Annotated in this window: 16 protein-coding genes; all 16 read right to left on the reverse strand. The window is 49.1% G+C overall.

Annotated elements, in window-relative coordinates; genetic code table 11:
* Positions 1-82 precede the first annotated feature (82 nt).
* On the reverse strand, positions 83-400 hold the full coding sequence (locus tag HPY74_04495; protein NSW89939.1) for a type II toxin-antitoxin system RelE/ParE family toxin: 318 nt from the start codon (positions 398-400) through the stop codon (positions 83-85).
* Positions 384-671, reverse strand: a complete 288-nt coding sequence (locus HPY74_04500) for a type II toxin-antitoxin system Phd/YefM family antitoxin (protein ID NSW89940.1) — start codon at positions 669-671, stop codon at positions 384-386. Before HPY74_04500 ends, HPY74_04495 begins: the two co-directional genes overlap by 17 nt.
* 178 nt (positions 672-849) lie before the next feature.
* Complete coding sequence (locus HPY74_04505) at positions 850-2,226, reverse strand: ISLre2 family transposase (GenBank protein ID NSW89941.1); 1,377 nt, start codon at positions 2,224-2,226, stop codon at positions 850-852.
* A gap of 116 nt (positions 2,227-2,342) precedes the next feature.
* Positions 2,343-3,272 carry a hypothetical protein gene (locus tag HPY74_04510; GenBank protein NSW89942.1) on the reverse strand — a complete coding sequence of 310 codons (930 nt, stop codon included), beginning with the start codon at positions 3,270-3,272 and terminating at the stop codon, positions 2,343-2,345.
* Positions 3,269-4,828 carry a CpaF family protein gene (locus HPY74_04515; GenBank protein ID NSW89943.1) on the reverse strand — a complete coding sequence of 520 codons (1,560 nt, stop codon included), beginning with the start codon at positions 4,826-4,828 and terminating at the stop codon, positions 3,269-3,271. The genes HPY74_04510 and HPY74_04515 overlap by 4 nt, the downstream gene beginning before the upstream one ends.
* A complete protein-coding gene (locus HPY74_04520) occupies positions 4,825-5,640 on the reverse strand; it encodes an AAA family ATPase (GenBank protein ID NSW89944.1) in 816 nt (271 codons plus the stop codon). The genes HPY74_04515 and HPY74_04520 overlap by 4 nt, the downstream gene beginning before the upstream one ends.
* Complete coding sequence (cpaB, locus tag HPY74_04525) at positions 5,641-6,465, reverse strand: Flp pilus assembly protein CpaB (GenBank protein ID NSW89945.1); 825 nt, start codon at positions 6,463-6,465, stop codon at positions 5,641-5,643.
* A complete protein-coding gene (locus tag HPY74_04530) occupies positions 6,462-6,905 on the reverse strand; it encodes a prepilin peptidase (GenBank protein NSW89946.1) in 444 nt (147 codons plus the stop codon). Before HPY74_04530 ends, cpaB begins: the two co-directional genes overlap by 4 nt.
* Positions 6,895-7,125 (reverse strand): hypothetical protein, encoded by a 231-nt coding sequence (locus tag HPY74_04535; GenBank protein NSW89947.1) that lies wholly within the window; start codon positions 7,123-7,125, stop codon positions 6,895-6,897. The genes HPY74_04530 and HPY74_04535 overlap by 11 nt, the downstream gene beginning before the upstream one ends.
* A gap of 115 nt (positions 7,126-7,240) precedes the next feature.
* Complete coding sequence (locus tag HPY74_04540) at positions 7,241-7,690, reverse strand: hypothetical protein (GenBank protein ID NSW89948.1); 450 nt, start codon at positions 7,688-7,690, stop codon at positions 7,241-7,243.
* Positions 7,691-7,756: 66 nt separating this feature from the next.
* A complete protein-coding gene (locus tag HPY74_04545; protein NSW89949.1) occupies positions 7,757-7,939 on the reverse strand; it encodes a hypothetical protein in 183 nt (60 codons plus the stop codon).
* 60 nt (positions 7,940-7,999) lie between these two features.
* A complete protein-coding gene (locus HPY74_04550) occupies positions 8,000-8,560 on the reverse strand; it encodes a hypothetical protein (GenBank protein ID NSW89950.1) in 561 nt (186 codons plus the stop codon).
* A gap of 34 nt (positions 8,561-8,594) precedes the next feature.
* Positions 8,595-12,644 carry an S-layer homology domain-containing protein gene (locus HPY74_04555; GenBank protein ID NSW89951.1) on the reverse strand — a complete coding sequence of 1,350 codons (4,050 nt, stop codon included), beginning with the start codon at positions 12,642-12,644 and terminating at the stop codon, positions 8,595-8,597.
* Between the two features lie 95 nt (positions 12,645-12,739).
* A complete protein-coding gene (locus HPY74_04560) occupies positions 12,740-13,027 on the reverse strand; it encodes an AbrB family transcriptional regulator (GenBank protein NSW89952.1) in 288 nt (95 codons plus the stop codon).
* Complete coding sequence (locus HPY74_04565; protein ID NSW89953.1) at positions 13,020-13,439, reverse strand: AbrB/MazE/SpoVT family DNA-binding domain-containing protein; 420 nt, start codon at positions 13,437-13,439, stop codon at positions 13,020-13,022. Before HPY74_04565 ends, HPY74_04560 begins: the two co-directional genes overlap by 8 nt.
* Positions 13,426-13,919, reverse strand: a 494-nt coding sequence (locus tag HPY74_04570; GenBank protein ID NSW89954.1) for a DNA adenine methylase, incomplete at its 5' end; no start/stop codon positions are given. The genes HPY74_04565 and HPY74_04570, both read right to left, overlap by 14 nt.

Below are 13,919 nucleotides of genomic sequence, written 5' to 3' on the forward strand. Positions count from 1 at the left end.
CGTAAAATGCAGAAAAGCCGCCACATTTCTGTGACGGCATATGATCTTACGCTAATTTCCGATATAGTTTTTAATATGCTTCTTACAACAGCCAGCCGTAATCCTGCCTGCAGTCCACCACATAATCCACATAAACGGTATCGCCCTTTATCTGGTAAATGAGCAGATACCGTTTGCCCATAAGGAGTTTTCTGTACTTACCGGCAGGAATGTAAGGATCGGAGAGCCAAGGGTTTCGCTCCGGAAATTCCTCCAGAGATTTTGCTTTCGCGCTGAACTCAGCTACGAGATCTAGTACGGCTTTTTCACTAACCTGGGCCAGAAAGCGGGAGTGAGATACCAGCATCTGCGCCGCCTCATCGGAGATAATCACTTTGTATATTTTACCCTCGCTGTCCATCCAGTACCTCCTTGATGGCTGCTTTCATCATGGAAGATACCTCGTCAATGGAATAACCGCTTTTGCCGCTTAACCGGCTTTCCTCGGCTGCGACCAGATTTTCTCTGAGGCGCAGCATGCTTTCGCGTCTGGCAAAGGCTTCAATATCCATCACCACCAAATCACCCTCACCGTTTTTGGTCAGGTACACAGGCTGTCCGGACTTCTTGCACAGCTCGGAAATCTCGTTGTAGTTTTTTCGAATTGCAGCTGATGGCTTTATATTAATCATCTTGACCACTCCTTTTTGCGTAGCATTATTTTATCCTTATTGTATTCTTATTATACTACATCAAAGTGGCCTTGTAAATTAATGATGCCTTGCTGATAGTGTCAATACACTGTTGGAAAAAAGAAGATAACCGTTCTCTACCATAGAACAAATAACTATTCCCTACAGATTTCTAATTTTAACCTAAAGATAACCCTCTCAAGGCTTCCCAAAGATAATTTTTGGGTCCATGCAATATTGGGATATTATCAAGTACCTCACGAGTATCTTTTAGTTTCATACGTTCCCTTTCTAATTTTTCTTGTTGAATAGAAATAATAGGTAAAGGTTGGGATTGTTGTTGCCGCCTGTATTCCTCGGTAATAGACTGCCCGTTAGCCCGTGCAACTCGCACATAAGACATGTGCCTGGCTCCATTTTTGCTCCAACCCATAGGCCGGCTGCTTAATCGTGCTGAAAGAATATGACTTATGTGCCCTTCTCCACTGCAGCTTATTGTTTTTTCTTCACGGTACAAAGCCATTATTGCTGCCCAGTTGTTCTTAATATATCTCCAGGCATCTAAAATTCTTTGTTTATGACCGGGAGTAACTGCCGCCTTTATTAATTCCCTGATTACTTCTTGGGCTTTTTCAAAATTTCCAAAGCGTATGGCATTTTTTAGTATTTGCCCTCGCTTATGGTCTCTCCCAACAACCATATGAACATATTTCATGTAATGGAAACGGTCTAAAATAAATTCTGCCTGAGGAAATACTTCTTTTCCTCTTTGAATCCAGGCTGCACCATCTCCTATTAGGTATATTTTTTCTACCCCTTCCAAGTCATAGAGTTTATCTGCTTCTTCCCAGACTCTTTCCCAAAAGATATGTATATCTTCGTCTACACTGCTTTGGTATATGGGTTGTTCAAGTTTGCGGCTCTTTTTACTCGAATCCCACCCTTCATGAATATATACCAGGCGAACCTCGAAGCTCCGCCCGTGCTGACATGCCACATGATCTTCGTCAGCCTCTATGTATAGATACTTGACTTGTTTTTTGGCTCTATGAGCTAATGAAGCACGTTCAAAAGTGTCTACTGCTTTTTTTACTGTTTGCCCACTGATTGAAATGTTTCCACAACGCTCTCCTATTACTTGCCCACTCTTACGATAGGAAAGATCGGCTGCACAGGCTACTAACTCTGCTTTTACGTTCTGATCTATCCGCAGGTGGGGAGTATAGCCCGCCTGCTCATCCGCAAGATACGCATATTGCTTGGTCTCTCTATGCCTATAGTAAGTTCTCTTATAGGTAACTAACCCAAAACGGGTCACTATTTCTTTAGAATCACCATTACGCCAAACTTGCCATTTCTGCCGCCTTGTTTTGTCTTCTCTGATTTGCCGGTCCATCTCTTCCAAGACTATTCGAGTAATTTCTCGCCCTACATCATTTAGTTTAGAGGCTAATTCATCTTGAAATTTGGCAAAATCCATTTCTCCATCTAAATTATTTATTACCATTTCCATTATTGAAAGGAGTTTGGGAGTTAATGAGCGAATTATTTCCATGAAGACATCACCTCTTCAAGTAATCTTTTGTAGGTTACTTGTCCTTTGGGTAGGACGGTGATGTCTTCTCTTTTTATCTCCAAAACTCCTACAATAACTTTACACTAACTGCCTTGCTACCTCCTGTACTCAATGGGCTTGGTGAGCTTAATAACAAAGGCGGTGGAAATAAAAATTGCCGTCGCACAGATGGCAAGGATAAGCTGCCCAACAAAAGTGTGCATTAACGTGTTATACCAAGACTTATTGAGGAAATACATCAGGGGAATGTTGCCCATGACAAGGAGCGCCATGATGATGAATTCCTTGCGAGGCTCGAACACGAGATATTCCAACTCCGCGTTGACGATCCGCATATCGGAGAGCTTGCTGACAATGGGGGTCAGCGTTGTCTTGAGGCTCCGGTCATACTGGCATGCGGTAATGGCATCACACCACTCGCGGAACACTTCGTTGTCAATCTTGGTCTTCATAGTTTTCAGTGCCGCATCCACATCGGGGTTGATGAGCCTCACCTGTGTCAGAAACCCGGCAAATACATTGCGCACCGGCGGGTTTAAGTATTGCATATTTTCCTCCACGGCGGTCACAATGTCCTCGTTTCGCAGGTAAGCCGTGGTGATGATGGACAGCGCCGTTTCCAACTCTGCAGCAATATTCTTCTTGTAGTGGGTGACAGTCAGCTTGATATACCAAAACGGCAGGAACATCAGGCCCAGCGCAAGGACAGGGACGAGGAACACATTCTGCAGCAGAATGGCAATACTAACGCCTATAGCGAACAACAAGAGCGAACAAGCACAGATCAGGGAGAAGCGGCTGCTTCGTCCGGTCAGCGCGAGAATTTCCTGCGCTTCTATAATCTCCCTGCGGAGGAAGGAAGGGCGCTTGCGCTTGATGGCCTCGTTGATTTCATCCTTGATGCTTTTGGGTCTTTTAATCAAAAAGCCAAACAGGCCGTCCGTGAACGCTATGGGCGAGATTCCAAGCAAGATAAAAGCACCGGCAATCATGCCGATACAGGCGATGAGCTGAATAAAAGTCATTTTTCAATCACTTCCTCTTTTTTCTCATTTAATTCGCTGGAGGATGAGCTGCAGTTTTGCAATATCTCTGTGTACGAAGCAGGTGCAACAGAAAGATTCTGTGCCAGATCATCCTGCCCTTTCGTAATTTTCTTCAGTGTCTCCTGCGGCATGCCGTTTTCCAGGAAGCGCTTTTGCAGGCTCTTGGAGATGGTATTCTCCATCCGATGGCTGCCGCTTATGATGAAACGGTCGCCTTCCATGCGGCTCTCCGTGATGTGGAACCGGTATAAGGTGCGGAAGTTGCGTGTGCCGTCAGGCAGGATTTCACACTCCATGATTTCCATGATCTTGCGCTGCTTATTCTCCAGCTGCTTGGTGAACACAACAATCGGAAACGCTTCGGTCACAAGGGACATGAGGGTATCGTCCGCAATATCGTATTTCCGTTTGCACAGCGTGGCCATCCTGCGCCATGTGGCTTCACAGGAATTGGAGTGGATGGTGGTCAGCACCGTGTGGCCGGTACGGGCGGATTCCTGGGCAGTGTATGCTTCTGCCGAGCGCATCTCGCCCACGCAGATGACCTCCGGATTGAAGCGCAGCGCCATATCCAGGAGCATATCCTGATCAATGTTCTGCTTCTCGTTATCACTGGAGCGTGTCAAGGTATGGATAACGCTGTTGACCACCTTGCCGTCCTTTTTTCGCACCAGTGCCAGCTCACGGGAGCCGTTTTCAATCGTAAAGATACGCTTGTTGTCCGGAATGGTGGTCAGCAGCCAGCCAGCCACCGTAGTCTTGCCGGAGCTGGTCGCGCCAGCCACACACACCGAAATGCCATACCGAAGGCATTCCGCCAGGAAGTCCAACATCTCATCGGTTGCTGTGCCGCCCTTTACAAAGTCAGCTTTCTCCATGTTTTGCGGATTCACAATACGGATGGAGGCCGCCACACCTACATCCTCGTCCACGAGGGGTGTTTTCAGCACGGCGATGCGGATATTTTTGCTCAAATGTCCCAAAATAGCGGGACTGGCATTGTCCAGCACCATGCCTGACACATGGAGCATACGGCGGATTACGTTGATGGCGTGTTCGGGAGAGTCAAAGTGTTCGTCAAGCTTGACTGTAGTGCCATTGCTGTACTGGACCTCAATGTCATTCCAGGCATTGATGTCAATTTCCTCAATCCCTGCGCCGAAGATGTATTTAGTGAGAAATGAGAACTCGGCCATTTCGGTATAGAGGGCATCAACGAGCTGCTGGTCGGTCATCCCCTTTACGGCGATGCGGCAATCCATCAGATATTTGCTGATATACCGCTTGACCTGTGTTTTAACCTCATCTTTTCCCCCATCGAGAATGAGGGTGGAATACTTGCTGGAGATATACTCCTGCACTTCGCGCAAAACAGTGCCAAAATCCTTGGAGTTGTTATTTGGCGCAAAAAACAGGCTGTGGTTATGGGCTGCATTCATAGGCCGGATAGTTTGCGGTGATTCTACCGCAAGCACTTCTGCATTTCTTACCTCAAACTTTTCAAGGGTTCTTTGCTTACGTTTTTTGCTTTTCATATGCCAAAGACCTCCTTTGAAATTTTTTCAATCTCCTTGCGGAAGCCCCGGCTGTCCTTGAACACCAGGTCCCGGAACAAATCCCCGGCAAGAGCTTGGTTCTCCAGCTCATCGGAATGAGGTATCTTGAACGCCACATTGCCCAGCACCTGTTCAATATGTTCGCTGGCTTGATTGGTCTTTATATTGCTTGCAACCTTGTACTGCTTATCCGCATCCCATTTGTTGTCTTTTAAGAGCGGGAGCTGGGATGAAAGGTAGCTGATTGATTTGAGATCGCAATTGACCAGACGCAGTACCGAGTCCGCTTCCATGAGGGCAACAGCGGAGAGGATGTCGTTTGCGATATAGCTGCTGCAGTCGATGATAACGTATGGCGCAATATCCCGCAGATGATCGAGCAATTCTGTGGCAAGCTCCGCGTTATAGGGCGGGTAGGTGAACACATTCTCTCCCTTGAGCATGCCGATTAGGGTTAAATAGCTGATTTTCTTATGGGTGATGCAGTTCTGTTTGATCAAGGTATCCGTCACATGGGTTGCAGCCAGAATACTGCCCAGCGACCGTTCCCATTCAAGGTCAGAGGGCGGACAGATGCAGGGCAGCATGGGCGCGGTCATGTCACATAAAAGCAGCACTACATTGCGCTTTTTGTCTGCCAGATGCTTGGCCAGCTTGACACTGACGGTGGTCTTGCCAGAGGAGGGGCTGCCCCATACGGCCAGCACCTGAACATCCTTTTCCGCTTCCGCAGCCTGCGCCTTAACACCGGTGTTTCGGGAGAAAATGCTGCCTTTGATAAAATTAAGCATTTATTCTCCCTCCTTTGGCGTGTCGAGTTTTATATTTCCGGTATTCTCTGCCCCGATTGACTCTGTTTTTTCTTCTCCTGTTTGCACCTTGGCGGAGGGATACAATTCTTCGATTACCTTGTCCTGTGCCTCAATAAACTTGGCGGCATTCTCCTTGCTGCCCCGGTACACGAGGGACAGGTGCAGCTTGCCGTCCGCCTCCAGCTCGGCAAGGATTTTCGATTGCTCCGGCGATGCCAGAAGGGTGACGGTGCTTGGGAGCTGCTTTTCATCCTCATTCCCCCGCTGTCCGCCGGTGTCAGTATCATAGCCGGTGTTGGCGGTGACGGCAATGACCTCCACATACTTAAGCTCCGCAGGAATGACGGTCGTGCCTCGCTTTTTGTAGTCGGGAGCTATGACTGATACGATGTCGCCAGTGATCAGCTTGCCGGACAGACCGGTGGCGAAACTTTTGAGCGTCACGGAGATGGCCTGCTTTTCACCATCGAGGTGGTAAAGATAGGCATTTTCTGCCGCAGGCACATCGGTGAGCTTGGAGCTTAAGATGTAGTCGCCTGCAGCCATATCAGCCGCAGCGTATTTTCCGATAGCCGTATCCACATCTTTGACTACGTTTTTAGGAAGGTTGTAGCTGCCGACCTCCACAGTCTTCAGCATCTCCCTGGTGATCTGATCTCCGGCTTTGATATCCTTGATGACACGGACAATGTCGGTTTTTTGGGAGATGCTGGAGTTAAAAAGCGGCGCTACCACAAAGCTAATCAAAAGAGACAACACAATGCAGATGACCCCGAGTACGGTTCTGTTTTTAAGAAAGCTCATAGGGTGATTCCTCCTGTATTCATGAAATATATGGCGATACAGCCGATGGATAAAAAAGGGGCAAGAGGGTATGCTTTGGGGCATTCCCTCCCGCGCAGTCTTTGGACTATGGCATGGAAAACATAAAAAAGAAGCATGGCAGTAAGTCCAATGAGCATTGCCGCAATGCTTCCTGTGAAACCGAGGACAATACCCGATGCCGCCATCAGCTTGATGTCCCCGCCCCCCAGGCCGCCCCAAACAAGCGCGGCAAGCAGGAGCGGCATGGCTGCCAGTACGCCCAACAGCTTCACCGGCTCGAAGCAGATCAGTCCGGTGAAAGCAATAAACAGGCAGATAGTGTCGGGGATAATCCTCTTTTTGATATCGATGACAGATGCCGCCAAAAGCAGGGCAATAAAAATGCCACCCTGCATAAAGAGCGGCAGATTAGCCTGCATAATTGAACATCTCCTGGATGCGCTCCTTTAAGGTCGGCAATACCGTTTCGCCAAACAGAGCATAGAGTCCGGCCAGTACGAGTCCGCCGATGACCACAGCCATTAAAATTTTGATTGCCGTATCCACAAAATTTTCACCGCACTGTGATCTCAGGATAGCCTTTGCCATCAGTGTCTTTCCGGTAATCTTATTCATTATTCTGGTCGCAAATTTTCTCATCATGTTTTAACCTCCATAAATTTAATTTTTCATTGATTTCCTGCTTTTTTAGTGATTGCAGGGCTTTTCAATCGTGTTAATTTGTGCAGTGTTGACTTTCTACACAAAATTTGGCTTACATACCACCCATCTGCATGCTGGAGGTCTGCTCTGGCAACTCAGAAGAGGGATTGTCCTGGGTAAGTGCCTGGTTCCGGTTCATATCCAGCGCCTGTGCAGCAGTGTTTTCCTTGACTACTTCAATTGCCATGTTTTCATCTCCAATCTCTGCAACTTTTGCTTTTTTACTATTAAGGGTTTTTTGATTATCCGGTTGGTCAATGCGCCTTTTCCGCTGCTGCTTATAGGTAAAAGCTGGCTCAATTCCTTCGAGATCCTTGCGCCTTTTTACCTTATACCTTTCAGTGTCCTGTTTGTACAGGTAGTACCATTCTTCATCAAAGCTGTATACCCCCACCATGCCTGTAGCATTTCCATCCCTGTAGATTAGTTGATACTTAAAAAGAGGATTGGGATCGCAGACAACCCTAATCAGGTCAAGCTCTAATTCTTCCGTAACTACCACCTCCGGCACAGGAAATAAAAAAACACCGGCGGTTTATTCCGGTGTTTGGATACTCCCTATGAAATTTTATTTGGTTTTGTATTCTTCTGTTTCATCTACATGAAGAATTCCCTTAACTGCAGACTCAACAATACCCGAAGTTACAAGGGACACAGGCGTATCCCCTTTAAATAAAAACCCATCACATATCGAATAGTTTTCCGGCAGCCCTGTATTGGCCTGAGATTTTATGATTTTTTCTATGTCCAAAAAAACCACCTCTTGATATTAATTTGGCGACAAAAAACAGCCTCTTGGCTGCAAGTGGTGCTATAGGCTCATGTCTTGTGTACTTGACTGTTTCAGTGCCGGTGCTTGAAAATCAATCTCCTTGAAGCCAAAGCGATCTACATAGTAAAAGGTGCTGCCGCTGTCGTCATAAAGCTCAATAATGTCCGACATGGACAGGGAGTGTCCTTGGTAATCGGGCGGGTGGTTTAAGTTGAATTTTTCATAGATGGCATCAAGATCGTTGGTTTCCAGCTGTCCGTCATACACTACGCGGTAGTTTTCCGGACTTGGTTCGCCAAACCTCTCCAGCAGCTCATCATAGCCGATGAATTTCATCATGACATCCACTTCCGGCTTGAGCTGGTGGATGCGGCAGGCTTTCAGAACCGGCGCGTTGCCGTCCATGTCAGGCTTGCTGTTTGCCAGCCGGTCGTACACGCCGTCTGTCCATTGCACGGTAAGCCCTTTCTTCACTGTAAGATAATTCTTTAATTCCTCACAATGAAATATGGGATCGACCACCGCCTTGCTGCCATCCACATACCCTGCGGTATTGCCGTAAAAGAGGATACGGTCTTTTTTGATGCTGATGCCGTTCACTCAGATCCCTCCTTTGATTTGCATACCATTCAGGCTATTCGAAGTAGTACTTGACCGAATAGGTGATATTTGACTTGTTGTACATGCAGTTGTGGTTGGTGTAATAGTAAAATTCCAATTTGCTGTAGATGCCAGGAGCCAGAGTTCTGCTGAAGGTGATGCCGTTGGTTGTGGTCTGATAATCCAGCTGATCCCACACGCCAGTCAGTACGTTATATCCCCGCACCCGGCCATAGTCGCTTCCGCTGTGGCCGCTGACTGGAGGAACCGTGAAGGTGTACTCAGTGATGGTTGCTCCTTCAATGCCATTTTCCAGAATAACGGATTCGGGACCAGTCAGGGTCATACCGCCGCCACTGGTGGAATCGGCCACGAAGAATACGATGGCCGTCCAGGGGGATTCTGCCCCGGCGGCGTCCACCGCTTTCACACGGACAGTATTTTTGCCTAACGGGTAGACTTGTGTTTCGGCATTTCTGCCCTCCCATATATAGGTGATGGCATCTCCGTCCGGATCGGTGGAGGATGCGGTGATTTTAACGGGCGTATTGGGCGGAACACTGTTGCCGTTTGGCGTTCTGGTGATAATCGGGGTACTTGGCGCTGAATTGGCAACGGTAAAGTTGATATCCGTCCAATCGGAATACACACCGTAAGCATCCTTTGCTCTGACCTTTACGGTGTGGGAGCCGGCAGCATAGTAGCCGTCCGCGCTGTGACCGCTGTATTCATAGGTCACCGCATCTCCATCGGGATCGCTGGCGGAAACTGTAAAGTTCACAAGGAATTTATGATCCTTAACGGTCCTTGTCACCGTTGCACTGGCAGTCGGCGCATTGGGTGCGGCATTGGTGACTGCTATGCTCTCAGAATGGGTGAACACCCTGCCTGCATCATCGGTGACGCTGGAAGTCAAGGTATAGGTTCCTGTAGTATTTATGACAATGCTACCGCCACTGTTTGTGATGCTCCCTGTAAAGCTTGCGGCATTGCCATCCTTGGAAAGCGACCATACAATACTCTTGCCCTCCAAGCCAGAGACATTTCGCATGGACACCTGAAAGGCCGTACCTGCATGAACGGATGATGGGAGCGTAAAGGAACACTGTGCTATTGGCTTTACGGCAACTGTATCAGACGTAAAAGTAAAGCTGCGGTTGTTCTTATCCGTTGCGGCCGCAATAATCTTTACGGCAATGGTCTTGTCCGTACTGATGCTTATCTCGCCGCCGCTGTTTGACAATGTGCCGCTGGCATAATCGGTATAGGGCACGGCAGCGCCGCCGTTTACCGAAATGCTCCAAGTGATATTAAGACCATCAAGATCTCTTCCGCTGACTGCGACAGGAATGGCTTCCCCACCGTAAGAAAGTGACGGCAGGGTAATCAGCATTTCCGGTATTGGGTATATGGTAATGGCGCTGCTGTCAGAAAAAGTTCTGCCAAGAGCGTCTGTCATGGTAACAGTCAGCGTATAGCTCCCTTTTTCCACAAAGGTGATGGTACCGCCCTCATCGGAAAGACTGCCGCTGGCATAGTCGGTATAGGGTGCGGCATCACCGCCATTTGCTGAAATACTCCAAGCGGTATTAAGGTTGTCAAGATGGTTTCCGCTGATAGCGACGGAGACAGGTTCACCCGCATAGGAAACCTGCGGCAGCGTAAGCTGTATTTCCGGAATCGGGTGCACGCTGACGGCGCTGCTGTATGAAAAAGTTCTGCCGAGGGCATCGGTCATCGAGGCAGTCAGCACATATTCGCCTTCCTCAGTAAAACGGATTTTTCCTCCCTGGGCGTTGAGCTCACCTTCCACATATTCCGCCAGCTTTACCGCTTTGCCGTCTTTGGTGACGACCCATTCAATGGGCAGAACGCCGATGTTTCCTGTTGTTCTAAGGTCGATGGTTCTGTCCGTGTAGGTTGCCTCCGGCAGCTCGAACCGGATGTCCAGCACAGGATGCACCTCAGTCTTATTCCCATACTCAAAGAGAAAGACCCGGCCTGTGGCATCGGTCACCCTCGCCACCAGCTCGTAAACTCCGGCGTGTTTAAAGCGAATGGTGCCGCCGTTGTTATTCAGCTTGCCATCTACATAAGTCGACCAATCCTGAAAACCATAGGTATTGTCTACCATCCACTCAACGGTTAAACCATCCATTTCCTCTGCGGTTGTTGTGACAGGGATGGCGGTATCGGTATGCGCCGTGGCAGGCAGGCTGAATGTAAAACTTGGGACGGGATAGACCGTCACCGCCGAGGTGTAGCTGTAGGTTCTGCCTGCTCCATCCGTAAAGGATGCTTTCAGTACATATTCACCTTTGGCAATAAAGCGGATGGAACCGCCATCATTGGTCAGCTCGCCTTGGATCGCATCACTGAGTGCAACCGGCTTTCCGTCCTTGGTCAGGGTCCACACTGCCGTAGCCGTGTCAATATTTTGAAAGGTGGCTTCAACGGCAACAAAGGTATCCGTATGGGTGATTTCCGGCAGATAGAAACCAGCTGATCCAACAGGGTAAACCGTGGTTGTTGCCGTGGTTTCAAAGACTCTGCCTGTTATGTCGGTAACCCTGGCGGTCAAGGCGTACACACCTTTTTCCTTGAAACGGATTGTGCCGCCACTGTTTGACAGTTCACCCTCCACATATTCACGGATGGAAACTGCTTCGCCATTGCGGGTCAGGCTCCAATCGGCAGTCAGCCCGTCCATTTCCGTCAGGGTAGTGACAAGATCGATGGTCGTGTCGGTGTGCGCTGTTTCGGGAAGCTCAAACGCCACGCCCGCCACTGGATAAACGGCGACAACCTCGCTGTGGGTGAATCTCCTGCCTGTGGCATCGGTGATAGTGGCGGCGATGTCATAGCTGCCCTTTTCCTTGAAGGCAATCGTACCACCATCATTGGAGAGCCTGCCGTCAATGACGGTATCCCAGGCAACAGCCTCGCCGTCTTTAACTACCGACCATACAATGTCAAGGCTTCCCAGCCCGGAAGCGGTTGCTTTAATGGTGACTGTCCTGTCCGTATGGGTGTACTCCGGCAGCTCAAAGCCTGCGTTTATCACCGGATAGACCGTGATGCTTTTTGAACAGGAGGTTTCTCTGCCGCCGTAGTTTACAGCGGTGGCGGTCAAGGTGTAGCTGCCGCTTTCTTTAAATAAAATTGTGCCGCCCTCTTTGCCCAGGGAGCCGTCTACCGCTTTTCCAAGGTCAATGGGTTGCAGCTCACCAATTGCGGTTTCTTTGGCAAGCGACCATATAAGTGTCTTGGCGTATTTCAAGTCAGGCGTTATGGTGATACTCGTATCGGTATGCGCCGCAGCGGGAAGCTCAAAAGCCACCTGTGCCTTTGGGTGGCTGGCAGAGCCGCCGCCTGAACTGCCGCTTGAATTCCCGCCCGTGTTGTTACCCGTACTGTCGGTAATGTCAGCGGGTGGTTTCTCCTGATCCGGTTTGTCCTTTGCTTCGTTCAGATTATCAATCAGTTCAAAGGCTTCGCCTCTGGTGGTTTCACCGCCCGGACGAATGTTTCCGTCAGGATAGCCGCTGATTAAATCGTCCTCCTTGGCAATACTGACATATCCCTTGTCGGAGTTGTTGATTGCCTCATCGTCGTTAAAACCGGTATTTCCACTGAACTGCTTTGCAGCCTCGCCTTTGCCGATGGCACGCACCAACATCCTGATGATTTCAATGCGGGTAATCGGTTCATCTGGCTTCAGGCTGCCGTCATAATCTGCCGGATCAAGGAGACATATGTCTACGAGGGCCTCGATGTTTTTCTCCGACCAGTGACCGTCAATATCGTCAAAGGTGGGCGGCTCTTTCTCTGCCTCTGTTGTATCAAGCTCCAGATTCCTGACCAGCAGGGCGGCGAACTCGCCTCTTGTAATGGTGTCATCCGGCCTGATGGTTCCGTCAGGGTAGCCCTTAATCACACCCTTTTCCACGAGTCTGATGATGGTCTGTTCCGCCCAATGCCCTGCGATGTCGGGAAAAAGCAGCGTTCCAGCATAGACGCTGCCGCAAAGCAGGAAGGACAGAACAAGGACCATGAGCCAAATTTTTTTGCTTTTCTGTTTCAAAGGTTCTCAATCCTTTCTGTTTATTTTTTTATGGATATTCAAAGAGCCAGGGTCATCGCTTTAGACCTTGGCTCCGTTCCATACTTGAATAATCTTTACTCCCTGGTAATTTCTTCGATGAGGGCAATGAGCTGCGCCGCAAGGGAGAGGAGGGTTTGCTTTTCCATCGTCTTTACGGCAGAGAACACATAAGCCTCCACCGCTTGCGGGGACTGATCCCCCACTTCAATGATGTCAACCTTTTTGGCAGCAACAATACCCTTTTGCACGGTAAGCTTTATAATGTCGCCGTGATTCATCCCGGTGGCGGCGCGAAGCTGCTTGGGAATCAGAATGCGGCCTTTTTCGTCCATTACCTTGTAGACAGGCTTGCTGTTACTCATCATAAACACCTCCGTTTCTTATGACTGCCCGAACGGTTTCGGGATTGATGCCCAGGTCATCAAACAGCTGGCGCAGTTCATCGGGAAGGCTGTCCAGCAGATCTGCCTCCATGATGACAACAGCACCCTTTGCACAGACTATTTCCAGATCGCTGTCCACAGGAATCCCAGCCGCCTCCAGCAGGTCATGGGGCAGGGTGAGTTCGCTTTCCTCATCTTCTGCGAGGGCGGTAATGCCATCAGGGGTGATGACAAATTCCTTGAAGGTATTGCGGATAGAATCGGGGGCGTTGCTAATGTAGGCAAGCTTCACCGTGTCTCCGGCCGCAAGCCCCATGTCGCGCAGGAGAGATGCGGGAATGGTAAGCTGCCCGTGTCTATCCACGGCACTTTGGATTTCAATCATTTTCATATTCGGGTTCCTCCTTATTGCCCATAATTGGAGCATTTAAATTTCGCATTGTCTTTTTAAGTTGCTGTTCCGCGTTGTAAAAGTCGTCTGCCATATCAAACAGCCCTATTTGCATGGGGACATCCCGCAGCCGCTCCGCGGTGTCGTAGTTGGAAATGAGCACCTCCGGGTATTCGCAGCCTCCCTCATATCTCTGTGCGAGGTTATTAATGCGGGTGACGGCTTCGATGTAGTAGCCCTTATATAGCTCTCGGATATATTCGCAGTCGTTATATGACACCAGCCATTTGCCCTTACAGTGTTTCAGCGTATCCCGCAGTCGCACATGATCCTCCTTTTTAAATTCCACCTCGTAATGCCCCTCGGTCTGGTAGTACGGCGGGTCGCAATAAAAAAAGGCGTTGTCCCTGTCGTATTGAAGGATCAACGCCTCAAAGTCTTTATTCTCGATGACCGTATCCTTAAGCCTGCGGCTTCCCG

It is taken from the genome of Bacillota bacterium (assembly GCA_013314855.1).
Classification (GTDB): domain Bacteria; phylum Bacillota; class Clostridia; order Acetivibrionales; family DUMC01; genus Ch48.